The sequence below is a fragment of the Streptomyces sp. L2 genome (genome assembly GCF_004124325.1).
Lineage (GTDB): Bacteria > Actinomycetota > Actinomycetes > Streptomycetales > Streptomycetaceae > Streptomyces.
In genome coordinates this window covers 3,423,404-3,447,176 of the sequence record NZ_QBDT01000001.1, presented here as the reverse complement: position 1 = coordinate 3,447,176, position 23,773 = coordinate 3,423,404, and the positions used below count along the sequence as shown (strand labels likewise).

Annotated in this window: 20 protein-coding genes; 10 read left to right on the top strand and 10 right to left on the bottom strand. The window is 72.4% G+C overall.

All coding sequences use genetic code 11. From position 1 onward, the window contains the following. The first annotated feature begins 39 nt into the window (after positions 1–39). Together DBP14_RS14920 and DBP14_RS14915 are read left to right on the top strand one after the other, a co-directional pair. Positions 40–324, top strand: coding sequence for a hypothetical protein (locus DBP14_RS14920; protein ID WP_129307697.1), 285 nt, complete (start codon positions 40–42; stop codon positions 322–324). 451 nt (positions 325–775) lie between these two features. Beyond that, a complete protein-coding gene (locus DBP14_RS14915; protein ID WP_129307696.1) occupies positions 776–4,147 on the top strand; it encodes an AfsR/SARP family transcriptional regulator in 3,372 nt (1,123 codons plus the stop codon). A 69-nt stretch (positions 4,148–4,216) separates the two neighbouring features. Here the strand turns inward: DBP14_RS14915 and DBP14_RS14910 are convergent, their stop codons facing one another. Further along, entirely contained in the window at positions 4,217–5,902 is a 1,686-nt protein-coding gene (locus DBP14_RS14910; RefSeq protein WP_129307695.1) for a bifunctional 3'-5' exonuclease/DNA polymerase, read from the bottom strand. Between the two features lie 319 nt (positions 5,903–6,221). Then, positions 6,222–6,992: a Clp protease N-terminal domain-containing protein gene (locus DBP14_RS14905; protein ID WP_129307694.1), complete on the bottom strand. Its 771-nt coding sequence runs from the start codon at positions 6,990–6,992 to the stop codon at positions 6,222–6,224. A gap of 131 nt (positions 6,993–7,123) precedes the next feature. Between DBP14_RS14905 and DBP14_RS14900 the strand changes: the two genes are divergently transcribed. Beyond that, positions 7,124–8,245, top strand: coding sequence for a DUF2786 domain-containing protein (locus DBP14_RS14900; RefSeq protein ID WP_206739272.1), 1,122 nt, complete (start codon positions 7,124–7,126; stop codon positions 8,243–8,245). A 44-nt stretch (positions 8,246–8,289) separates the two neighbouring features. Here the strand turns inward: DBP14_RS14900 and DBP14_RS14895 are convergent, their stop codons facing one another. Together DBP14_RS14895 and DBP14_RS14890 are read right to left on the bottom strand one after the other, a co-directional pair. After that, positions 8,290–8,808, bottom strand: a complete 519-nt coding sequence (locus DBP14_RS14895; protein ID WP_129307692.1) for a DUF4232 domain-containing protein — start codon at positions 8,806–8,808, stop codon at positions 8,290–8,292. A gap of 205 nt (positions 8,809–9,013) precedes the next feature. Beyond that, positions 9,014–9,523, bottom strand: coding sequence for a hypothetical protein (locus DBP14_RS14890; protein WP_206739271.1), 510 nt, complete (start codon positions 9,521–9,523; stop codon positions 9,014–9,016). A gap of 449 nt (positions 9,524–9,972) precedes the next feature. Here DBP14_RS14890 and DBP14_RS14885 point away from each other — a divergent pair, with 449 nt between their 5' ends. After that, on the top strand, positions 9,973–10,191 hold the full coding sequence (locus tag DBP14_RS14885) for a DUF397 domain-containing protein (RefSeq protein WP_048910258.1): 219 nt from the start codon (positions 9,973–9,975) through the stop codon (positions 10,189–10,191). A 107-nt stretch (positions 10,192–10,298) separates the two neighbouring features. Here DBP14_RS14885 and DBP14_RS14880 read toward each other — a convergent pair whose 3' ends face one another. Then, positions 10,299–10,787, bottom strand: coding sequence for an ATP-binding protein (locus DBP14_RS14880; RefSeq protein WP_129307690.1), 489 nt, complete (start codon positions 10,785–10,787; stop codon positions 10,299–10,301). A 371-nt stretch (positions 10,788–11,158) separates the two neighbouring features. On the opposite strand from DBP14_RS14880, the gene DBP14_RS14875 reads away from it, so the two are divergent. The 3 genes from DBP14_RS14875 (at position 11,159) to DBP14_RS14865 (ending at position 14,358) form a co-directional block, all read left to right on the top strand. Further along, on the top strand, positions 11,159–11,983 hold the full coding sequence (locus tag DBP14_RS14875; RefSeq protein ID WP_129311871.1) for a helix-turn-helix transcriptional regulator: 825 nt from the start codon (positions 11,159–11,161) through the stop codon (positions 11,981–11,983). A 120-nt stretch (positions 11,984–12,103) separates the two neighbouring features. Then, entirely contained in the window at positions 12,104–13,564 is a 1,461-nt protein-coding gene (locus DBP14_RS14870) for an aldehyde dehydrogenase family protein (RefSeq protein WP_129307689.1), read from the top strand. A gap of 152 nt (positions 13,565–13,716) precedes the next feature. Next, the gene (locus DBP14_RS14865; protein WP_129307688.1) at positions 13,717–14,358 is read left to right on the top strand and encodes a PadR family transcriptional regulator; all 642 of its coding nucleotides are present in this window, start codon (positions 13,717–13,719) and stop codon (positions 14,356–14,358) included. A gap of 45 nt (positions 14,359–14,403) precedes the next feature. On the opposite strand, the gene DBP14_RS14860 is transcribed toward DBP14_RS14865, so the two are convergent. Next, positions 14,404–15,810: a glutamate decarboxylase gene (locus DBP14_RS14860; protein ID WP_129307687.1), complete on the bottom strand. Its 1,407-nt coding sequence runs from the start codon at positions 15,808–15,810 to the stop codon at positions 14,404–14,406. Between the two features lie 85 nt (positions 15,811–15,895). Continuing rightward, positions 15,896–17,182: an ion channel protein gene (locus tag DBP14_RS14855; RefSeq protein ID WP_129307686.1), complete on the bottom strand. Its 1,287-nt coding sequence runs from the start codon at positions 17,180–17,182 to the stop codon at positions 15,896–15,898. Between the two features lie 122 nt (positions 17,183–17,304). Here DBP14_RS14855 and DBP14_RS14850 point away from each other — a divergent pair, with 122 nt between their 5' ends. Then, the gene (locus tag DBP14_RS14850; protein ID WP_129307685.1) at positions 17,305–18,066 is read left to right on the top strand and encodes a MerR family transcriptional regulator; all 762 of its coding nucleotides are present in this window, start codon (positions 17,305–17,307) and stop codon (positions 18,064–18,066) included. Between the two features lie 49 nt (positions 18,067–18,115). On the opposite strand, the gene DBP14_RS14845 is transcribed toward DBP14_RS14850, so the two are convergent. Further along, complete coding sequence (locus tag DBP14_RS14845) at positions 18,116–18,481, bottom strand: YbjQ family protein (protein WP_129307684.1); 366 nt, start codon at positions 18,479–18,481, stop codon at positions 18,116–18,118. A 156-nt stretch (positions 18,482–18,637) separates the two neighbouring features. Here DBP14_RS14845 and DBP14_RS14840 point away from each other — a divergent pair, with 156 nt between their 5' ends. Further along, positions 18,638–19,504, top strand: coding sequence for a VTT domain-containing protein (locus DBP14_RS14840; RefSeq protein WP_129307683.1), 867 nt, complete (start codon positions 18,638–18,640; stop codon positions 19,502–19,504). 77 nt (positions 19,505–19,581) lie between these two features. On the opposite strand, the gene DBP14_RS14835 is transcribed toward DBP14_RS14840, so the two are convergent. Together DBP14_RS14835 and DBP14_RS14830 are read right to left on the bottom strand one after the other, a co-directional pair. Next, positions 19,582–21,243: a threonine/serine exporter family protein gene (locus DBP14_RS14835; protein WP_129307682.1), complete on the bottom strand. Its 1,662-nt coding sequence runs from the start codon at positions 21,241–21,243 to the stop codon at positions 19,582–19,584. 102 nt (positions 21,244–21,345) lie between these two features. Beyond that, positions 21,346–21,837, bottom strand: coding sequence for an inorganic diphosphatase (locus DBP14_RS14830; protein WP_129311870.1), 492 nt, complete (start codon positions 21,835–21,837; stop codon positions 21,346–21,348). A 124-nt stretch (positions 21,838–21,961) separates the two neighbouring features. Here DBP14_RS14830 and dacB point away from each other — a divergent pair, with 124 nt between their 5' ends. Further along, entirely contained in the window at positions 21,962–23,533 is a 1,572-nt protein-coding gene (dacB, locus tag DBP14_RS14825) for a D-alanyl-D-alanine carboxypeptidase/D-alanyl-D-alanine-endopeptidase (RefSeq protein WP_129311869.1), read from the top strand. The last annotated feature ends 240 nt before the right edge of the window (positions 23,534–23,773 follow it).

The window sequence follows — 23,773 nt, the reverse complement described above, 5'->3', positions numbered from 1 at the left end:
GCCCGAGCCGGTGGAACGTCGTGTCGTGGAGGTGCCTGGATGCTGCCGGTGTTGAAAATGCTGGAACACGAGGAGCGGGTCGCCCGCGAGCGGGTGGAGTCGCTGCGCGCGGAGGCCGACCGGGTCCTGGACGAACTGGCGCGCGCGGAGACGGACTGGGAGGGCTGGGCCGTCGCCCGGCAGCGCGTCAGGCAGGTCATGTCCGCGCCGGCCGAGGGGAAGAGCGCCACCGGTGCCGCGGAGACCGCGCTCACGGCAGCACGGCAGGAGTCCGGCTCCGCGCACGAGCGCGTGCTGGACGCCAGAGCGTGGGCCGCCGACTGATCGTTCCGGCACCCCAAGGGGTTCCGTGGACTGAGAACGGGACAGGACCCCGGTCGTTCACCTCCGCCGACCGGGGTCCTTTGGCGTCCCCGGACCCGGCCTGCGGCGACACTCCCCCGAGTTACGCGATGAAACGCGCGCGCCGTCGGGCCTGATCCGATGGAATGATCACATCAGGGGCCGCCAACAGATCGCTAACATGTGGCCAACGGTTGGTTCGTACGCTCCTCAACGGTTGGCCGGAAGTCGCCGGGCGGCATGGGGGAGCAGGCCGGAACCCTAACGGATCCCGGCCCGGGCCGACAGAGGGAAGGTGGCGGGAAACCGCTGTGGGCAAGGTGGAATTCCGCCATGCGACGGCGGGTACGCGCCCGGCGCGGAGCACGATCGGACGGCACCACAGGGGAAAGTCGGCGAGCAGGCAAGTACGGGAAGGCAGTGAGGCGGCGTGATGCGGCGGTGCGAGCTGCGGTTCGGGCTGCTGGGACCACCGGTCCTCTACGACCGGTACGACCGACTGCCGCACGACGTGGCGTACGACACGGCGTACGACCCCGACGACACCGTGTCGGAGCAGCCGGTCCGTGTGATCGGCAGCCCCAAGGTCCGCGCGCTGCTGGCCGCGCTGCTCCTGGAGGCCGGCCGGGTGGTGTCGGTCGCGTCGCTCAAGGACGCCCTGTGGGGCGGCGCGCCGCCCGCCTCCGCGCAGGCCTCCCTGCACAACCACGTCACCCGGCTGCGCCGGCTCCTCGACGACCCCGATCGGCTCAGGGCCGTGGCACCGGGCTACCTGCTGCGCGTCAACGGCGGTGAGTTGGACGTGCACGTCTTCGACGCCCGCGTCGCCCAGGCGCGCGCCGCGCACGCGCGGGGAGACTGGGAGCGGGTCGTGGAGACCTGCACCGCGGCGCTGACGCTGTGGCGCGGAACGCCCCTCAGCGGCGTCCCCGTCGGTGTCGGCGGCTACGCGCTGGTGCAGCGCCTGGAGGAGGCGCGACTGCTCGCCCTGGAGTGGCGCTACGACGCCGAACTCGCCCTCGGCGGCGACCGCTTGACCGCCCTGGCCCCGGAACTCGCGGCCCTGGTCGCCGAGCACCCGCTGCGTGAGGCGTACCACCGCCAGCTGATGCTCGCCCTGCACCGCACCGGCCGCCAGGCCGAGGCCCTCGCCGTCCACCGTGATCTGCGGACCCGCCTCATCGACGAACTCGGCATCGAACCGGGCCCCCAGGTCCGCGACATCCACCTGCGGATCCTCCGCGACACCCCGCCCCCGACGCCGGCGCCGGAGCCCCGGACAGCCTCGGACACCCAACCGGCCGCCCCAATCGAAACAGCCCGAACCGAAGCAGCCCGAACCGAAACAGCACAAACCGAAACGGCACAAACCGAAACGGCACCGGCACCGCCCACCGCATCCAGGCCCGCGCCGCCGGAAGGGACGCCGCACACCACAGCGACACCCGAGGCCGCCGACGGCGCGGACCCCCCACAGGGGCCACCGGTACCCGACGACGAAACCCGCACGGGTGGTGCGGCTGGGAACCCCTATGCGGCCGAAGGCCGCCAAAGCCCGCACCCCGACCCACCCGCACCCGCACCCGCGCCCGCGCCCGCACCCACGACCCCACGCACCCCCGCACGCACAGCCGCCCCCGCCCCGGCCCAACTCCCCCCACCCCCCGCCAACTTCACCGGCCGAACCACCGAACTCACCGACCTCCACCACACCCTCACCGCCGAGCGCGGCGAACTCGCGGTGATCAGCGGGATGGCCGGCGTCGGCAAGAGCGCCCTCGCCCTGCACGCCGCCCACGCCCTGCGCGGCCGCTTCCCCGACGGCCAGCTCTACGTCAATCTGCGCGGCGCGGCCCCTGGCATGACCCCCCTCGACGCCCCGCAGGCCCTCGCCGCCCTGCTCAGGGACCTCGGCGTGGACCCGCGCGGCATTCCCGAACACCCGGACGCGGCAACGGCGTTGCTCCGCTCCCTCCTTGCCCCCACCCGCACCCTCATGGTGCTGGACGACGCGGCCAACGCCGCCCAGGTACGGCCCCTGCTGCCGGCCGGCCCCGGCTGCGCCGTGATCGTCACCAGCCGCTCGCCGCTGACCGCACTCGACGGCGCCCGGCGCTTCCCGCTCGGGCCGCTGCCGGAGGAGGACAGCGCGGCTCTGCTACGCGCGGTGAGTGGACGCGACGGCCTCGACGCCTCGCACGCCCTCGTCGGGCTGACCGGCGGGCTGCCGCTCGCCCTGCGGGTCGTCGCCGCGCGCCTCGCGGCCCGCCGCGCGCTCACCCCGGACGTGCTCGCCGGCCAACTCACCGCCACCGGCGGACGCCTGCGGCACCTGGAGTACGACGACCTGAGCGTCCGCCGGTCCCTCGCCGTCGCGCACGACGCGCTCGCCGCGAGCGAGCGCGAGACCGACCGGGACGCGGCCCGCGCCCTGCCCCGCATCGGCGCGCTCGACCTGCCGACGTACGGCGCCCCGCTGGTCGCCCGCCTCACCGGCACCGACGAGCCCCGTGCCGAGGCCGCGCTGGACCGCCTCGTCGACGTGGCCCTGCTGGAGGAGACGGCGTACGGCCGCTACGTCCCCCACGGCCTGGTCCGCGACTTCGCGCGCGAACTGGCGGGCGGCGGCAGCCATACCCCGGACGACACCGGTGCCCCCGCCGGCCCCGACGTGGCCGCCCTCCGCTGGTACGCCGCCGTCGCCGAACGCGTCCTCACCGCCGCCGTCGGACCCGGCCTCGACCGGGACGACCGGCTCCGCCCCACCGCCGCCCAGCCCAATCGGCACGCGGCGGACGTGTCGGCCGTACCGTCCTTCGCGTCTGACCAGGACGCGTTCGCCTGGGCCGACGGCGAACTGGAGAACATCGTCACCCTGGTCGCGCGGCACGCCGGCACGGCCGAGGAGACCACCGCCGCCCACCTCTGCACCGTGGTCCGCCTGCTGTTCCCGTACGTACGGCGCAGTGGCCGGCTCGCGGAGATGGAGGCGCTCGGGCAGGCCGCGCTCGGGGCGGCGCGCCGGCTCGGCGACGCGGCGGCCGAGGCGTGCGCGCTCGTCGACCTCGCCGGCCTGCACTTCCTGACCGGCCGGCACAGCGAGGCCCTCGCCCTCAACGACGAGGCCCTGGACATCTGGCGGCGGCTCGGCACCGTCTCCTGGATCCGCCGCTGCCTGAACAACCGGGGACTGCTGCTGGACGGGCTCGGACGGCTCGCCGAGTCCGAGGACGCGCTGCGGCAGAGCCTGACCTACTCCCGGCAGCTGAACGACCCCTACGGCGAGGCGATCACCCACAGCCATCTCGGCAACCTCTTCGAGCACACCGACCCGCGCGCCGCCATCGAGCAGCACCGGCGGTCGCTGGCCATCGGGGAGACCATCGGCGCGGTCATCGTGCGGCACACGGCGCACTGCAACATCGGCTACGCCCACCTCACCCTCGGCGAACCGGCCGCCGCCGCCCAACACTTCGAGCAGAGTCTGCGGATCCTCGGCGACCACGGCGACTGGCACGGTGAGTCGCAGACCCGGCTTGGCCTGGTGCGGGCGCTGCGGCTGCTGGGCGACCCCGTGCGGGCGGGCAGCGAGTGCGCCGAACTGCTGCGCCGCGCGGACGACCGCGCCGACCGCTACGTCGGCGGTCTCGCCCGCCACCAGTCGGGTCTCCTGCTGCGCGACGAGGGGCGCCACACGGAGGCGTACGACACCTGGCGCGCGGCTCTCACGGCGCTCGACGGCACCGACGAGCAGACGGTGGCCGCCGAACTGCGGGAACTGCTGGCCGAGGGTCCGATGCCGTAGCCGTAGCCGTAGCCGTAGCCGCAGTCGCGTTGTCGTAGCTGTGGTGCGCCGGCATCCGGCCCCCCGCCGTCACTTGGCGTCGGCATAGCACTCCACCACCGCTGTCGTGAACGGGAATCGGACCGGTGTCTCCCCGAACGTCAGCCGGCCGGCGAGGTCGGCGGCCTCGCCGATGGCCCGGACGACCGTGTCGGCCTCCTCGGCGGGGCAGTGCACGATCACCTCGTCGTGCTGGAAGAAGACCAGCTCGGCGGCGAGGCCCGCGCAGGACCGGCGCAGCGCGGCGAGCATCAGCAGGGCCCAGTCGGCGGCGCTGCCCTGGACGACGAAGTTCCGCGCGAAGCGGCCCCGCGCGCGGGAGTCGGTGGAGGACTGGCCGGGTGCCCAGGGGCGGCCGTCGGTGTCGTCCTCGCCGACGGGGATGCCCGCCTCCTCCGCCGCGCCCTCGTCCGCCCCCGCGACCGGCGGGCAGGTGCGGCCGAGCCAGGTGCGCACGAGCCGGCCCTCCTCGCCGGCCCGCGCGGCCTCGTCGACGTACGCCACCGCGCGGGGGAAGCGGCGGCGGAGCGCGGCCAGGTTCTTGAGGCCGTCGCCGGAGGTCTGGCCGTAGACCGCGCCGAGTACGGCGATCTTGGCTTGGTCCCGGTCGCCGGAGAACGCGCGCTCGGAGACGGACTGGTACAGGTCGCTCGCGCGGCCGGCCACCTCCATCAGGCCGGGGTCACGGGAGATCGCGGCGAGGACGCGGGGCTCCATCTGGTCGGCGTCGGCCACGACCAGCCGCCAGCCCGGGTCGGCGACCACGGCGCGGCGGATCACCTTGGGGATCTGCAATGCGCCCCCGCCGTTGGTGACCCACCGCCCGGTGACCGTGCCGCCGGCGACGAACTCCGGGCGGAACCGGCCCTCGCGCACCCAGTCCTGCAGCCAGGACCAGCCGTGCGCCACCCAGATCCGGTACAGCTTCTTGTACTCCAGCAGCGGTTCGACCGCCGGGTGGTCGATCCCGCTGATCTCCCAGCGGCGCGTCGACCTCACCTTGATGCCGGCCTGTGCGAACGCCTTGATCACATCGGCGGGCAGGTCGGACCGGACGCGGCGCCCGAAGGCGGCCGACACCTGGTCCGCCAAGTCGGCGAGGCGCCGGGGTTCGCCGCCGCCCGCGTACCGCTCGCCGAGCAGGTCGTGCAGCAGGGTGCGGTGGACGTGGGCGCTCCAGGGGAGGCCGGCCCGGTTCATCTCGGCGGCGATGAGCATGCCCGCCGACTCGGCGGCGGTCAGCAGCCGCATCCGGCCGGGGTGGGCGGCCTTCTCGTGCCGCCGCTGCTGGTCGGCGTAGACGGCGAGGAGGTCGTCGAGCGGCAGGGGGGCGCCCCGCGGCTCGAACAGCGGGGACTGGGCGCCCGGATCGGCCGCGCGCTGCCGCGGATCGGGAGGTACGGGGCCACCGCGGAGGCGGGCCAGGGCGGCGGCGGCCGAACGCGGCTCGCCGGACCGCCCCTCGTGGCCCAGCAGGAGCGTCTCGGCGTCCTCGATGTCGTAGCACCGCTCCACTCGCACCCCCGTGGCGAGCAGACGCGGGTAGACCTCGGGGGTGGACCGCCACACCCAGCGCGTCACCTCCGGGCGGCTCCGCACCGCCCCGGCGAGATCGCTCTCCCGCCGCACCGGACCGGCGGGCAGCCCGTCCGGGCCGAGGGGGGCGACGTCCGCGCCTCCGTCCTCGGCCGGTGCGAGTGCCCAGCGGTCGGCCATGGGAGCGAGTGTGCCAGCGGGGTCTGACAATGGGGGTGACCTGCGGTCCGGCCCGGTCGCCGGCTGCGACACCGAGCCCCTCGACGCCTCGCCGGGGCTCCGCCCCCGACCCCGCCCCGGACCCCGCCAGGGGCTCCGCCCTGAACCCCGCCTCGCCCACCCACCACCCGACACTGTCGGCTGCAAGGGGACCGAACCGCCCCGATTGTGCCTCGGTGGGCTGGGAAGGGTCCGGACCGGCTGGGAAGGGACCGGACCGCCCCGGTTGGGCCTCGGTGGGGTGCGAAGGGGCCGGACCGCTGCGCCCTCGTCCCGGGTTTCAGGACGACGGGTCGTCCGTTGCCGCTTCCGCTGCCGCGCCCGCTGCCTTTTTCTGTTCCAGGAGGAGGGCGAGGACCCTGTTGACGTACTGCTCGGTGGCGGGCTTGGTGATGTTGAGGTCGTTGAGGACGCCGTGGCCGTTCTCGTGTTCCAGGAGGGCGAGGAGGATGTGCTCGGTGCCGATGTAGTTGTGGCCGAGGCGGAGTGCCTCGCGGAAGGTGAGTTCGAGGGCCTTCTTGGCGTCGGGGCCGTACGGGACGAGGTCCGGTACGTCGTCCGCGGCCGGGGGAAGCGCGGCGGTCGCCGCCTGGCGTACGGCGTCCAGCAGGACGCCCTGCGAGACGATCGCCTTCGCGGCGAGGCCCTCCGGTTCGGCCAGCAGGCCGAGGACGAGGTGCTCGGGGCGGCCCTCGGCGTTGCGGGCGGCCACCGCCTCGTTGTGCGCGGCCATGACCACGTTCCGCGCGCGTGGGGTGTAGCGGTTGAAGCCCTGGCTGGGGTCGAGGTCCGCCGACTCCTTGGCCACGAACCGCTTCTGCGCCGCCTGCCGGGTGACGCCCATGCTCTTGCCGATCTCGGTCCAGGACGCGCCCGAGCGGCGGGCCTGGTCCACGAAGTGCCCGATCAGGTGGTCGGCCACGTCACCGAGGTGATCGGCGGCGATCACCGCGTCCTGGAGTTGGTCGAGGGGTTCGGGGTGAACCTTCTTGATCGCCTCGATGAGGTCGTCGAGGCGTACGGATGCCGTGATGTTCGGATTGGTCGCCATGTGTCAACCGTAGGTTGCGCCCCCCTTACTGTCAACTGGTGGTTGACAGTCGCTTCCCGCGTGTCTTCCGCTGCCCACAGGGTGTGGACGGGCATCGCCGGGTGTCAGTGGGGCGTGGCACGATCGGTGGCGTGACCAGTGAAGCCAGTACCGTCGAGCGGGCGTTTCGGGGCGCCCTCTACGACGACACCGACGCCGGACTCGACACGGGCGCCTCCCTGCTCGCCGCCGACCCCGGCGCGGACGCCGAACTCGCCCGGCGCGGCGAGGAGTTCCTCGCGGCGGCCTGGCAGCGCGGCTGGCAGCCCGCCGACGTCGTCCGGCTGGTCCGGCGCGAACTGGACGAGACGCACGTGGTCCTGGCGGCCCGCCTCATCCGCTACCAGGCCGGCCGCGACCGCCCGCGCGGGCACCGCTGGGCCGCCCAGCTCGACGCCCTCCCCGCCGCCCCCGCGCGCGGGACCGACCCGCGCGGCGGCGACCGCTTCTCGCACGCCACCACCGTGCTGGAGCTGTACCGGCTGCTGCTGCGCCTGCCCGCCCTGGAGCCCCTGGAGGAGCCGCGCCGCGAGCACGGCCCCACCGCCTCCCGCATGCTCACCCGCATCCGCGCCCTGCTCGCCAAGGCCGAGGCGACCGGCTACCCGGAGGAGGCGGAGGCCCTCAGCGCCAAGGCGCAGGAACTGATGGCCCGGTACAGCGTCGACGAGGCGCTGCTCGCCGTCGGCGCCCCTTCCCCGGACGCGCCGGGAGCGTGCCGGATCGGGGTCGAGGCGCCGTACGAACAGGCCAAGGCGGTGCTGCTGGACGCGGTCGCCACCGCCAACCACTGCCGAGCGGTGTGGAACGAACCGCTCGGCTTCTCCACGGTGGTCGGCTTCGAGGCCGACCTGGAGGTGGTCGAGCTGCTGTACACCTCCCTGCTGGTGCAGGCCACGCACGCCATGACCAGGGCCGAGGCGGCCCAGCGAGCCGGTGGCCGCAGGCGCACCAAGACCTTCCGGCAGTCGTTCCTCGCGGCCTACGCCCACCGGGTCGGAGACCGGCTCACGGCCGCCGCGGAGAGCCAGGTCACCCAGGACCTGCTGCCGGTGCTGGCCACGCGCGCGATAGCCGTCACCGACCGCACCGAGCGCATGTTCCCGCAGACCACCACGTCCCGGCTGCGCGGCGTGAGCGACGCGGCCGGCTGGACGGAGGGCGCGCGGGCGGCGGACGAGGCCCAGGTCAGAGCCAGACCCCGGCTCGGCTGAGCAGCGGAACACCGGCCGGCCCGTCGGCGCCCGCCCGGCCGCGCTCAGTCGCCCGCCGACTGGAAGGCGCTCACCGAGGCGTTCGGCGCGCCCTTGCCGCTCGTGCCGGCGATCGGGCCGTACCGCCAGGGGAAGTTCTCGGTCACGTCGGTGCCCGGCAGGGTGACGTTCATGGACTTCACCTTCAGCGTCTTGGCGTCGCCGTCCTTGCCGCGCACATAGGTGATGGTGAACGAGGCCGAGTCCCCCTTGGCCAGCCGCAGCTTCTGCGCTTTCGCGCCCTGCTGCGGGCCGAGCTTCGGGGCGAGGCCGTCCTGGTGCAGGGTGACGCCCGGGAAGTGGTCCAGGGTGCAGGTCGCGCTGGAGTTGGTGATGCTGACCGGCACTTCGCCGGTGTCGCCCGCGGCAGGGGCCACGCTCGCCGACCCGACCTGCACCGAGACCCCGCCGATCTCGCACGCGTCGCCGGACTTGCCGCTCGCGCTGCCGCCGCCACCGCTGTCGCAGGCGGTCAGGAGCAGGGCGGCGGCGACGGCGGTGAGGGTGAGCGGAATGGCGCGCATGAGCAGGTCCCATCGAGGTCGAGACGTCGAGGTCGAGACGGTCTCCCCGCATCATGTCGCCTGCGCGCACCGCCCGGTCACGCGCCCCTCCGCAGTCACCACTTCGAGTGCCCGGGCCGCGAACGTCACCGCCGCACTTCGAGTGCCGGGGCCGCGAACGTCACCTCCGCACGGACGTCACGGCCGCACCCGCGTCACCCTCAGGTCACTGCGACAGGCCGGTCGGCATCCCCGAAGGCAGCTTGCCGCCCTCGGCCTTGGTGTACGTCTCCTCGCCGGTCTTGCCCGACCAGGTGACCTTCATGCCGTTCTTGTCGACCGAGTCGACCATGCCGGTGACCCGGTCCTTGCTGCCGTCGGTGCACTTCAGGTGGATCATCTGCATCCCGGACTCGGTGCCCGCGCTGCCGCTGCACACGGTCCCGCCGGTCACGAAGAGCCCGGCCTCCTTGCCGGTGATCACCAGTGCCACGATCTTGCCTCCGCTGGTGCTGACCCAGCTGCCCTGGAGCTTGCCGGACGCCCCCGTCGCCGTAGCGCCGGAGCCCCCGCCGCCGGTCGCCGACGCGGACGCCCCCGCGCCGGGGGAGGAGGAGTCGTGCCCGGCCCCCTTGGAGCCGGAGTCGCTTCCGCTGCACGCGGTCAGGGCGAGGGCGCCCACCAGCCCCGCGGCCACCGCCGCCGCCGTCCGTACCCTTGCGGTCACCGAAGTCACGTCGAGCTCCCAAGCTGTAGCGGGCCGGCCGCCCGTGGCCGGAGGGACCGCAGCAAGTTACCAGCCGTTACCCGGTCACTTCCGGACAGCGACCCGGAACGTCAGGTGACACTGGTCGCGCGCGCCCGCTCGGCCGGAACTCGGCGGGCCCGCGGCTGGAACACATTCGGCCCCCCGTGCGTCTTACCCGTAGTAAGCCGAGGTGGGCATGCCCGCCCCGTTCCGGGGCAGGCGCTGGAGCAGCTTCGGTAAAGCGGACGTCAAAGCTGTAACCACGGGAACACCCCCCGTGCACGTGCATCTGCTCATGCATCTGCACGTGAACGGGGCTATGATCCGGAACAGTTCACCACAGCATCCATGGCCACATCAGCCAGTGCACCGACCGGGAGCGACCTGTGGACCGCGACGTTGACAGCGTGTACGGGGGGTACGACGTGTACAACGGCATGGCTGCCACGCAGCTGGACGGAGTGGCCTGGCAGAAGAGCCGGCACAGCAACTCCCAGGGTTCCTGCGTGGAGTTCGCACGGCTGCCCGGCGGCGAGGTGGCCGTACGCAACTCGCGTTTCCCGGACGGGCCCGCGCTCGTCTACACCCGCGCGGAGATCGAGGCCATGCTCCTCGGTGTCAAGGACGGCGAGTTCGACCACCTGATCGCGAGCTGACCGCCGGCGACCGGCTGCCCTGGTTTCCGGCAACGATGTCAGGGGGCACGCGCCGACGCGCGTAGACCCGGGACCCGCGAGGGCCCGGGTGCGCGCAGAGAGGTCCCTCAGCGGTTCACCCCGGCCGGACCCAGCCTGAACAGGGCCCAGACGACCTTGCCGCTGAGCGTGCCGGCGAGCGGGTGCCAGCCCCAGCTGTCGCTGAAGGAGTCGACGAGGAACAGGCCCCGGCCGGACTCGGCCGCGAAGTCGTCCGAATCGCGCGGGACCGGCGTGTCGTGGCTGGGGTCGCGCACCGCGCAGACCAGCCGCTCGGTCCACCGCATCAGGTGCAGCCGCACGTGCGAGCCCTGCTCGGCACCTCGGGCGGCGGCCTCGGTGGGCAGCGCGTGGCGCAGGGCGTTGGTGACGAGTTCGGAGACGACGAGACAGATGTCGTCGAAGCGGTCACCGACGTCCCACTGGTCGAGCGTCGCTCTGGTGAAGCGCCGGGCCTCGCCCACCGCCTCGTAGCGGGCGGGCAGTGCACAGGAGGCGGCATCGGACACGGCCGCGGGGTCCAGCGGCGGAAGGCCCTGCCGTAACGGCTTGAGCATGGTCGATCCATTCGTCCCCATGCGAGGCACTCCCGGAATTCGCGGTCGTTGCGATGCAGCGGTCGTTGCGATGCAGCGGTGGCGCGGGACCATGGTTTCGGATGCGCAGAGCAGATGCAAGGGCAGATGCACGTGCACGCGACCGAATTGGCCCTGCCCGTACCGCTTCTTGGCCATTTTTTCCGCCACTGTTCTAGGCCTCTTACCGCATCCGCACGTCCCTTCCTGTACGGAAACGGCTGACCTCTTTCCGTTTCCGTAACCGGACGAGTACTGCGCGAAGCGTTTTAGTGGCAGACTGCGGCCCCTGAAGACGGTTGGGGAGGCTGGCGAAGGTGAGCGCGGGAGAGCCCGGATCGGTGGTGCGGCGCATGCTGCTCGGCTCGCAACTCAGGCGACTGCGTGAAGCACGGAACATCACGCGCGAGGCGGCGGGCTACTCGATCCGCGCCTCCGAGTCGAAGATCAGCCGCATGGAGTTGGGCCGGGTGAGCTTCAAGACCAGGGACGTCGAAGACCTGCTGACGCTGTACGGCATCATCGACGGGGCGGAGCGCGAGTCCCTCCTCTCTCTCGCCCGCGAGGCCAACGTGGCGGGCTGGTGGCACAGTTACTCCGACGTCCTGCCCAGCTGGTTCCCCACCTACGTCGGCCTGGAGGGCGCCGCCTCCCTGATCCGCGCCTACGAGGTGCAGTTCGTGCACGGCCTGCTGCAGACCGAGGACTACGCGCGCGCGGTCGTGCGGCGCGGCATGAAGGGCGCGAGCGTCGCCGACGTCGAACGGCGGGTCACGCTGCGCCGGGAGCGGCAGAAGTACCTCCTCGCGGACAACGGCCCGGAGTTCCACATCGTCCTCGACGAGGCCGCGCTGCGCCGGCCCTACGGCGACCGCGAGGTGATGCGCGGCCAGCTCCAGCACCTCATCGAGATCTCCGAGCGGCCCAACGTGCGGCTACAGGTCATGCCGTTCAGCCTCGGCGGCCACTCCGGCGAGTCCGGCGCCTTCACCATCCTCAGCTTCCCCGAGTCGGACCTGTCCGACGTCGTGTACCTGGAGCAGCTCACCAGCGCCCTGTACCTGGACAAGCGCGAGGACGTCGCCCAGTACGAGCACGCCCTCAAGGAACTGCAGCAGGACTGCCCCGGACCCGACGAGAGCCGGGATCTGCTGCGCGGCCTGCTGCAACTGTCCTGAGGCGCCTCCGGTCTTTCCACAGGCATCCCCAACTCTCTTTCATCACAAGTACGATGACAAACGATCAGAGCGATCAGAACATGTCGTGGATCTGGTGTCGGCTACCGATTGAGGGATCACATGTCGTCCTACTTCACCGAACTGGCCCAGCAGTACATCGACGGTGAGTGGCGTCCGGGCACCGGTTCCTGGGACATCATCGACTTCAACCCGTACGACGAGGAGAAGCTGGCCTCCATCACCATCGCCACGACCGGTGAGGTGGACGAGGCCTACCGGGCGGCCGCCCGCGCCCAGAAGGAATGGGCCGCGACCAACCCCTACACCCGCCGTACGGTCTTCGAGCGCGCCCTGCGCCTGGTCGAGGAACGCGAGCAGGAGATCGCCGACGTCATCATCGCCGAACTCGGCGGCACCCGGCTCAAAGCGGGCTTCGAGCTGCACCTCGCCAAGGAGTTCCTGCGCGAGTCGATCCACCTGGCGCTGCGTCCCGAGGGCCGGATCCTGCCCTCCCCGGGAGACGGCAAGGAGAACCGCGTCTACCGGGTCCCGGTGGGTGTCGTGGGCGTGATCAGCCCGTTCAACTTCCCGTTCCTGCTGTCGATCAAGTCGGTCGCCCCGGCCCTGGCCCTCGGCAATGCCGTGGTGCTCAAGCCGCACCAGAACACCCCGATCGCCGGCGGCACCCTGGTCGCGAAGATCCTGGAAGACGCGGGGCTGCCGGCCGGCCTGCTCAACGTCGTCGTCACCGACATAGCCGAGATAGGCGACGCCTTCATCGAGCACCCCGTCCCCAAGGTCGTCTCCTTCACCGGCTCCGACAAGGTCGGCCGGCACGTCGCCACGGTCTGCGCCTCCCACTTCAAGCGCTCCGTGCTCGAACTGGGCGGGAACAGCGCCCTGGTGGTCCTGGACGACGCGGACGTCGACTACGCGGTCGACGCGGCTGTCTTCAGCCGGTACGTCCACCAGGGCCAGGTCTGCATGGCCGCGAACCGGATCCTCGTGGACCGCTCCGTCGCCGACGAGTTCACCGAGAAGTTCGTCGCCAAGGTGCGCACGCTCAAGGTCGGTGACCCGCGCGACCCGGAGACCGTCATCGGCCCGGTGATCAACTCCACTCAGGCGAACGCCGTCTCGGGCACAGTAGAGCAGGCCATCGCCGAGGGAGCGACGGCCCTGGTGCACGGCACCACCACCGGCAACCTGGTCGAGCCCAGCGTGCTGACCGGCGTCCCCGCCGACTCCGCCCTGCTCCAGCAGGAGGTCTTCGGCCCGGTCGCCTTCCTCGTGCCCTTCGATGGCGAGGAGGAGGCGGTCCGCCTCGTCAACGACACCCCCTACGGGCTGAGCGGCGCCGTCCACACCGGCAACATCGAGCGCGGTGTCGCCTTCGCGCAGCGCATCGACACCGGGATGTTCCACGTCAACGACGGCACCGTGCACGACGAGCCGCTGGTCCCGTTCGGCGGCGAGAAGCACTCCGGCATCGGCCGCCTCAACGGCGAGACCACGGTGGACGCCTTCACCACCATCAAGTGGATCTCCGTGCAGCACGGCCGCAGCGGCTTCCCGTTCTGAGGGGTTCCGCGACGTAGGACGGGCGGCCCGGACCGGACCGGAAGGCCGCCCGGCATCCCGACCGGACTGGACCGGAAGGCCGCCGGGATCACCCGGGCCGGGCGGCCCGCCCGGCTCGGGACGGCCGGGCGCCCCGCCCTACGCTGGGGCGCATGTCAGCGATCCGTCTTCTCGTGCTGGGGGCCGTCCGCCAGCACGGGCGGGCCCACGGGTACCAGGTGCGCGGCGACCTGGAGTACTGGGGCGCGCACGAGTGGTCCAACGCCAAACCCGGCTCGGTGTACCACGCCCTGAAGCAGATGGCCAAGCAGGGCCTGCTGCACGCGCACGAGAGCGCCCCGTCCACGGCCGGCGGCCCCCCGCGCGTGGAGTACGAGATCACCGGCCGGGGCACCGAGGAGTTCCTGCGGCTGCTGCGCGCGTCCCTCGTCACCTACGACCAGAAGATCGACATCCAGTCCGCAGCCCTCGGCTTCCTCGTCGACCTGCCCCGCGCGGAGGCACTCGACCTGCTCCGCGAGCGCGTCCGCCGCATCGAGCGCTGGCGGGCCACCGCCACCGAGCACTACGTCCCCGACGACGGCCCCGACCGGCTCGGTCACATCGGCGAGATCATGAACCTGTGGGTCCACCGCGCCGACACCGACGCCGCCTGGACCCAGGGCCTCATCGGCCGCCTGGAGGCGGGCGCGTACACGTTCGCCGGGGAGGGCGAGCCGTTCGTCGGCGTCCTCGCCGAGGGCGCCGAGAACCCGTACGCGACGGGGGAGCGGCACCCCGGCGACGACCGCTGAGGGGCGCCGCCGGGCGCGGAGCCGGCGTCGCGGTGGCTCATTCCCTCAGTGGTGGAAACCGGTGGCCTCGCCCTTGTCGCGGGTCGACGGGCCGGACTGGCGGCGCAGCTCCGGCAGCAGACGGGTCATGTCGTCCAGGAACAGGTCGGCGAGGTCGTGGGAGAAGCCGTTGCGGCAGACGACCCGCAGCACGGACAGGTCCTCCCGGTTCGCCGGGAAGGTGTACGCCGGCACCAGCCAGCCCCGCTCCCGCAGCCGCCGGGAGACGTCGAACACGTCGTACGACGTCACGCCCTCGGCGGTGGTGAACGCGAACACGGGCAGCTCGTCGCCCCGGGTCAGCAGCCGGAAGTCGCCGAGCGCCTCGATCCGGTCGGCGAGGCGGCGCGCCACGTCACGCGTCGACTGCTGCACCGCGCGGTAGCCCTCGCGGCCCAGCCGCAGGAACGTGTAGTACTGCGCGACGACCTGGGCGCCGGGCCGGGAGAAGTTCAGCGCGAACGTCGGCATGTCGCCGCCCAGGTAGTTGACCCGGAACACCAGCTCCTCGGGCAGCGCCTCCTTGTCCCGCCACAGCGCCCAGCCGACGCCCGGGTACACCAGCCCGTACTTGTGCCCCGAAGTGTTGATCGACGCCACGCGCGGGAGGCGGAAGTCCCACACCAGGTCCTCGTCGAGGAACGGCGCGATCATGGCGCCGGACGCCCCGTCGACGTGCACCGGGACGTCCAGGCCGGTCCGTTCCTCCAGGGCGTCCAGGGCCGCGCACAGGTCGGCGACCGGCTCGTACGAACCGTCGAAGGTGGAGCCGAGGATGCCGACGACCCCGATGGTGTTCTCGTCGCACAGCTCGGCCGCCGCCTGCGGGTCTAGGTGGAAGCGGTCGCCCTCCATGGGCACCTGGCGCGCCTCCACCTCCCAGAAGTTGCAGAACTTCTCCCAGCAGACCTGCACGTTGACGCCCATCACCAGGTTCGGGCGGGCGCCCGGGTACCGGTCGGCGTTCTTCTGCGCCCAGCGCCGCTTCAGCGCCATCCCGGCCAGCATGCACGCCTCGCTCGACCCGGTGGTGGAGCAGCCCACGGCGGCCGAGGGGTCCGGTGCGTTCCACAGGTCGGCGAGCATCGCCACACAGCGCCGCTCCAGCTCGGCGGTGCGCGGGTACTCGTCCTTGTCGATCATGTTCTTGTCCCGGCACTCCGCCATGAGCGCCCCGGCCTCCGGCTCCATCCAGGTGGTGACGAAGGTGGCCAGGTTCAGCCGCGAGTTGCCGTCCAGCATCAGCTCGTCATGGACCAGCTGGGCCGCCGTCGACGGCGGCAGCGGGGCGTCGGGAAGCCGGTGCGTGGGCGGGGCCTCGGTCATTCCGCCGACCGGGTTGGCCTGCCCGAAGAACGGGTTGACCGACATCGACCGCTCGTCGTGCTTCTCGGGACCCTTGTGCAATGCCATGAACACGCCTCCAGAAAGCGAGTCGAACGAATCGGATGGGCCGGATGAGTCGGGTAGGTCTGACGGGGTCGAGGGGCCGGACGGATCAGCGGACCGGGCTGCCGTCGGCCCGCAACTGCATCTGCGGCCGCCCCGTCACCAGCAGCCAGGCCGGCAGCGACGCCACGCACAGCAGGGCGAGGACCGTCGGCGAGGCCACCAGCACGGCGGCCACGAACAGGCTCACCCAGCCCTGCCGGGTGATCGCCAACAACATGCCCAGAACGGCCGTCGCCACGCCCAGCGCGGGGTGGACGGCCGGAACCAGGGCGTGCGCGCACAGCCCGAGGGCGGTGCCGACGAACACGGCCGGGAAGATCCGCCCGCCGCGGAAGCCGCAGGACGCGGCGACCAGCAGGGCGGCCAGCTTCACCACGGCCATCGTGGCCAGCCGGCCGGCGGACCAGCCCTCGGGGTCATGGGCCAGCTCCCCGACCTCCGCCAGCCCCTTGAACAGCGTCAGATGCCCTCCCAGCGCCCCCAGAGCACCCAGCACGACCCCGCCGGCCGGAAGCATCAGCATCGGGTGGCGCAGCCGCTGGAAGGCCGCGTGGACGTACGGCAGCAGGCGTACGGCGGCCATCCCGAGCAGGGCCGCCGCCGAGGCGATGACGATGGCGGCCGGCAGATCGCCCCACGTGGGCCGCCCGAAGGACGGCAGCCCCAGGTCGAAGCTCGCCTTGGAGACCAGCGTGGTCGTCAGTGCCCCGAACGCGGCGGCCGTCAGAGGCGCGAACAGGCTGTCCCACAGCTGCCCCCGCATCGGCCGTCCCGCGAGCGCCTCGGAGATCACCAGCGCCGCCGCCACCGGCGTCCCGAACAGCGCGCCGATCGTCGCCGCCTCCGCCAGCACCGGCCACAGGGCGCCCGGCACCCGGGGCAGCAGGGACGCGCCGAGCCAGGCCGCGAGGCCCACGTTCACGGCGATGATCGGGTTCTCGGGGCCCAGGCTCGGCCCGCCGGCGAGCATCAGCCCGACCGCCACCACCAGCCCGGGCAGCACCGCCGGCGGCAGGACCGGCGCGTTCAGCCCCAGGGTCGCCGGGTCGGGCCCGGCGTGCCCCGGCACCAGCCAGACGACCAGCCCGACCGCGACCCCCGTCCCGACGAGCATCACGAACATCCACAGCACCGAGTAGCGGCCCACCCCCAGCGCGTCCGGCAGCGGCCCCCACAGCACGTGCTGGAGCTGTTCGGCGGCATCGCTCACCCCGACGAACACCAGGCTCGCGACCACGCCCACGGCGGCGGCGGGCAGGACGAGTGACAGCAGCACCCGCGCGGGGGCCGCCTCGGCGTTCGGGGGCGCCTGCCGCGCGGAGTCCTGAGCCACGGGCTCACCATAAACGGACAAAACGCCCACAACATCCCGGACGGCGTCCGGGCTTGCACCTCACGCCGCGTGAGGCGGCACCGTGGAGGCGTACCGACGACAGCGACGACGAGGAGCGGACAGTGAGCTACTCCGTGGGACAGGTCGCGGGGTTCGCCGGAGTCACGGTGCGCACCCTGCACCACTACGACGAGATCGGCCTGCTCGTGCCCGGCGAACGCACCCACGCGGGGCACCGGCGCTACACCGACACCGACCTCGACCGGCTCCAGCAGGTCCTGTTCTACCGGGAGCTCGGCTTCCCCCTCGACGAGGTCGCGGCCCTGCTCGACGACCCGGCGGTGGACCCGCGCGCCCACCTGCGCCGCCAGCACGAACTGCTGACGGCCCGGATCGAGAAGCTGCAGAAGATGGCCACGGCCGTGGAACACGCCATGGAGGCACGCAAGATGGGCATCGACCTCACACCCGAGGAGCGGTTCGAGGTGTTCGGGGACAAGGACCCCGAGCAGTACCGCGAGGAGGCGGAGGCACGCTGGGGCGACACCGAGGCGTACGCCGAGTCGCAGCGCCGGGCCGCCACGTACACCAAGGAGGACTGGAAGCGCATCCAGGCCGAGGTCGACGACTGGGGCCGGCGCTACGCGGCCCTCGTCGCCACCGGCGAGCGCCCGTCCGGCGAGGCCGCCATGGACCTCGCCGAGGAACACCGGCAGCACATCAGCGGGTACTTCTTCGAGGTCCCCTACGAGATGCACCGGTGCTTCGGCGAGATGTACGTCTCCGACGAGCGTTTCAAGGCGTTCTACGACGCGATGGGCGCCGGCGTCGCCGAGCACCTGCGCGACGCGATCCTGGCCAACGCCGACCGCCACACGTCATGACCGCCTGACGCCTTGAAGCGCTGATGTCCTCACGCCCTGGCCCGGGGGCTCACTCCCGGGCCAGGACCACGGCGGTGCCGTACGCGCACACCTCGGTCCCGACGTCCGCCGCCTCGGTCACGTCGAACCGGAACGCCAGCACACCGTTGGCCCCACGCGCGCGTGCCTGCTCCACCAGGCGCTCCATGGCCTGGTTGCGGGTCTCCACGAGCGTCTTCGTGAGGCCCTTCAGCTCGCCGCCGATCATCGACTTCAGCCCGGCGCCGATCTGGCTGCCGAGATGCCGCGAGCGCACGGTGAGGCCGAAGACCTCGCCGATCACCTGTTCCACCCGGTGTCCGGGCACGTCGTTCGTCGTCACGACCAGCACGTCCGGCTGGGGCCCCTGGCCGCCGCCGTAGTCATCGAGTCCCATGCCCACAGCTTTGACCGAGTCGGCGCACAGTGCATCCTGGAGACAGCGGTGGAACCCGGGGCGGTCACCGGGCGTTGTAGCTTTGTGCGGCGCTCCGCCGCGCGTCAGCCGCCGTAGCCGCCCTCATCTCCCCAGCACCCCCAGGAGCCCGGACCCGTGATGACACTCGCCCTAGGCCCGAGCTGGATGGATCCCAACCACCTGCTCGACACGTACGGCATCTGGGGCCTGCTGATCGTCGTCTTCGCCGAGTCCGGCCTGCTCATCGGCTTCTTCCTGCCCGGCGACTCGCTCCTGTTCACCTGCGGTCTGCTGATCACGTCCGGTCAGCTGGACTTCCCGCTGTGGGCCGCGATCGTCCTGATCTGCCTCGCCGCGATCCTCGGCGACCAGGCGGGCTACATGTTCGGCAAGAAGGTCGGCCCGTCCCTGTTCAACCGGCCCGACTCGCGGCTGTTCAAGCAGGAGAACGTCGTCAAGGCGCACGAGTTCTTCGAGAAGTACGGCCCGAAGTCCCTGGTCCTCGCCCGCTTCGTGCCCATCGTCCGCACCTTCACGCCGATCATCGCCGGCGTCAGCGGCATGCGGTACCGCTCCTTCCTCACCTTCAACATCATCGGCGGCACCCTCTGGGGCGCGGGCGTCACCCTGCTCGGCTCCTGGCTGGGCAACATCACGTTCGTCAAGAACAACATCGAGGCGATCCTCATCCTGATCGTCCTCGTCTCGGTCGTCCCGATCGCCATCGAGTTCCTCCGAGCCCGCTCCAAGAACAAGAAGACCCCGCCCCCGCCCCCGCCCCCGGCTCCGGTTCACCAGCAGCCCCCGGCCCCGATGATGGACGACGCCACGACCCGGCTCCGCCGCATCGACCCGGAACCGCAGTACGACCAGCCGTACCAGCAACAGCAGGACCAGTACTGGAACCAGAACTACGACAACCAGTACTACGGCGACCAGCAGTACCCGCAGCAACAGCAGTACGGCTACGACTACAACCAGGGCGAATACCGCGCCCCTTAGGGGCGCGGGGAACTGCGCGAACAACCACAACGCACCCGCACCCGCCTACGGCGAGCCCCCCCCGAGCTGACCGGCGTTTAAAAACCCCGGGTCCGCTTAGCAGCCCGCCGCTTCCCGGCGGAGCCGACCCGCAACGTCAGCCGCGAGATCTCCGACCCCAGGTTGACCCCAATGGCGATGGCCATCGCCAAGGACGCGGCCTTGGCCAAGGACACCAACCCCTTGTCGACATGGTTCTGCGCCATCGACAACAGCCCGAAATAGGTCGCCGACCCAGGCAGCAGCGGCCCGATCGCCGCCGTCGTGTACGGCAGCGCCGACGCGAACCGGTACCGGGACAGCAGCTGCCCGAACAGCCCCACCAGCCCCGCGGCCACGGCGGTGGACGCCACCGGCGAGATGTCGCCGGCGTAGCGCATCGCGCCGTAGACCGACCACGCGATCCCCCCGTTCAGGGTGACCGCCAGCACGGTGGACCGTTCCTGCTGCAACAGCACCGCGAACGTCAGCGACAGCAGCATCGACGCGGCGATCTGCACCAGCGGCCGCTCGGGCATGTTCAGCGCCGCGTCCGGATTGAGCTTGGCGCCCACCTTCACGCCGAAGTACAGGACGACCAGCACGCCCACCACGATGCCGACGAAGAAGTACATGACCTCCAGCAGGCGTGCGGACGCGGTGATGTAGAAGCCGGTCAGCCCGTCCTGCACGCCCGCCACCAGCGCCCGCCCCGGCAGCAGCGCGAACAGACCACCGGTGATCACCGCGGACGCCTTCACGTCGACGTGCGCGACCGTGAGCGCCACACCGATCGCCGCGGGCGGCATCGCGGCCACCGTGAACTGGTAGAACTCGGGCAGCCCGCGCCCGGCGCAGAGCCAGGCCAGCCGGTCGCCGAGCATCGCGCCGACCGCCGCCGCCACGAACACCAGCAGGTCGCCGCCGACGAGGACGGAGGCCGCGCCCGCCAGCAGCCCGGCGCTCGCGGTGAGCGCCCAGCCGGGGTACGGGTGCCGGTTGCGGCGGATCTCGGCAAGACGCCGGTACGCCTCCTCCAGCGAGATGTGCGCCTCGGGGTCGGTGAGGTCGTCCACCAGCCGGAACACGGCCGCGAGCCGCGTGTAGTCCGTGCCCCGGCGCCGTACCGTGCGGGACGCCGTCACCGGGTCCTCGACCAGGGACGGCTGGTGGGAGATCGACAGCAGGGTGAACGTGACGTTCGGCTCGCAGCGGTCGAGGCCGTAGGACCGGCACACCGCGAACATCGCGGCCTCCACGTCCTCGGCGTTCTCCCCGCCCGCCAGCAGCAGCTCCCCGATACGCAGGGTCAGGTCGAGCACGCGCGGGACGGCGGGGCCCTCCTCCTCGACCCGCTGCACCGGTTCCGGCGCCGGCCGCTCGGTCACCGGCATGCGCAGCATCGTGCGCATCCGGTCCTGCCAGGGGGCGTCCTTGACGAGGCTGACCAGCGGCACCCCGGCGGCCGGTGTGAACGCGGGCGGGGCGTCCTTGGCGCTGTAGGTGCGCGGGGTGCTGAACGCCGACCCCTCCGGCTCGGCCCCTGCCTGCTGCGGCGACGCCAGGCCCTGCGGGACGGCGAACTCCGACGTCGTCTCGGACTCACCGCCGGCCCTGGGGGCCACCATCCCCTCGGGGAGGGCGAACTCGGAGGTGATCTCCGGGTCGTACGTGGTCCGCGCCTCGTCCGACCGCGGCTTCCTGTCCTCCGCCTCCGTCACCGTGCCTTGCTCCCTGAACGAACCGATCGTCGGCCTTCAGTATGCGTACCCGCACGCGAACGGGCCGCACGCGTGCGCGTGCGGCCCGCGGGAGACGGCTGGTCAGTGACCGCCCGTCTCCTTGAAGCGCTTGTACGACCGCTCGATCTCGATCTCGGCCTCGGTGCGGCCCACCCAGTTGGCGCCCTCGACCGACTTGCCGGGCTCCAGATCCTTGTAGACCTCGAAGAAGTGCTGGATCTCCAGGCGGTCGAACTCCGACACGTGGTGGATGTCCCGCAGGTGCTCCACGCGCGGGTCGGTCGCCGGGACGCACAGCAGCTTGTCGTCGCCGCCGGCCTCGTCCGTCATCCGGAACATGCCGATCGCGCGGCACTTGATCAGGCAGCCCGGGAAGGTCGGCTCGTCCAGGATGACCAGCGCGTCCAGCGGGTCGCCGTCCTCGCCGAGGGTGTTCTCGACAAATCCGTAGTCGGTCGGGTAGGCGGTCGAGGTGAAGAGGCGACGGTCCAGGCGGATCCGACCGGTCTCGTGGTCCACCTCGTACTTGTTCCGCGAACCCTTCGGGATCTCGATCGTGACGTCGAACTCCACCGGTGGCTCCTCCATGATCAACACATAGTTCTGGTGGTTAAGTGTCCCTCACGCAGGTGTGTGATCGCGAAAGGGGCTGGTGGTCGTGCCAGAGCAGGGGCCTGGACGAGACGCGAGACCGCAGGTGGTGCGGATCGCGAACGCCGTTCGACCACGTCTGGCGCGCGCCGCGACCGCCGCGAGGCCGCGGGTCGCGCGGCTGGCGAGGGCCGTACGGTCCACGCGTGCGCACCTCCCCGGCTCGCGGACCGTCAGGACGGTCCGGACCTGGCAGTTCACCGCCGGTGCCGCCACCGCCGGACTGGCGCTGGCCGCCGGTGTGGTGACCGTGGCAGGTCCCTGGGACGCCAACGGCCAGCGTACGGCCGAGCGGGACCGGGCGGTCGCCCTGGAGCGGTCAGGTGGCGCAGATCACGGCGCCGGTACGGCCGCGGGGGCGCCCAGGCCCGCCCCGAGCGCCCCGCCCGTACTGACCGGTCTGGGGGCCGCCGGGACCACCGTGACGACCAAGGAGGCCCCGCCCGGCCCGGACGCCCTGGCGAGCGTCCTGGGGCCCCTCCTGGGCGCCCCCGCGCTCAGCGGCGGCCACGCGGCGGTCGTCGTCGACGTGGCCACCGGCAAGCGGCTCTACGGCGTCGACGCCGACCGGCCCAGCACGCCCGCCTCCACCACCAAGCTGGCCACCGCCACCGCGGCCCTGTCCGCGCTCGGCCCCGACCACCGCTTCACCACCCGGGCCGCGCTCGAACCCGACACCGGGGAACTGGTGCTCGTCGGCGGCGGCGACCCCACGCTGACCGCGCACCGGGACGCCCAGGGCTGGGCCTCGCTGCGCACCCTGGCCGCCGACACCGCGAAGGCGCTGCGCGAGCGCGGCATCCACCAGGTCACGCTGTCGTACGACACCACGCTCTTCACCGGCCCCGCCCTGCACCCCATCGGCGTGAACGTCAACCTCGCGCCCGTCACCGCCCTGGCCGCCGACGAGGGCCGCACCGACGACTCCACCCACGGCCCCGTCACCCGGGTCGCCGACCCCGCGGCGGACGCCACGCGCGCGTTCGCGGCCTTCCTGAACGACGCCGGCGTCAGGACCTCGTCCCCCGGGCCCTCCAAGGCGACCACCCGCGCCGAGACCCTCGCGACCGTCTCCTCGCCGCCGCTGTCCGCCCTGGTCGAGCGCATGCTGACCAACAGCGACAACGACATCGCCGAGACCCTCGCCCGGCAGACCGCCCTCGCCACCAGCGAACCGGGCAGCTTCGACGGCGGTGCCCGCGCGATCGCCGCCCAGCTGAGGAAGCTGGGGCTGCCGCTGGCCGGAGCCTCGTTCCACGACGGCAGCGGGCTGAACCGGGACGACAAGGTCACCGCCGACCTCCTCACGGCCGTCCTCGTCAAGGCCGCCGACCCCGCCCACCCCGAACTGCGGCCCATCCTCACCGGCCTGCCCATCGCCGGCTTCACCGGCACGATGGCGGGCCGCGAGACCGAGGGCGCGGCGGGGCTCGTCCGCGCCAAGACCGGCACCCTCACCGGCGTCAACACCCTCGCCGGCACGGTCGTCGACGCCGACGGCCGCCTCCTCGCCTTCGCCTTCCTCGCCTCCCACACCACGAACGCCGACGCGGCGCAGTCCGCCCTCGACACGACGGTCACTGCGCTGTCCGCCTGCGGCTGCAAAGCGCTCCGCTGAGAGTGGTGCCGCTCGGGGATGCCCCGGCTGCACCGCGCCCTGGCTCCCCACCGTCGTGGCCGCTCGCGCAGCTCCCCGCGCCCCTGCGGGGCGCGTCCCCGGGTGACGCGGCCCCGGTCCCGTTCCCGCCGTGGGCAGGCGTTCCGCAGGGCGATGGGGGAGGGTGGGCACGGCCTGCGGCGCCGGGTGCCGGGGCAGCGCCGCCCGAGCTTGCCCACCCGGTCGGAGTAGCCGGGCTGC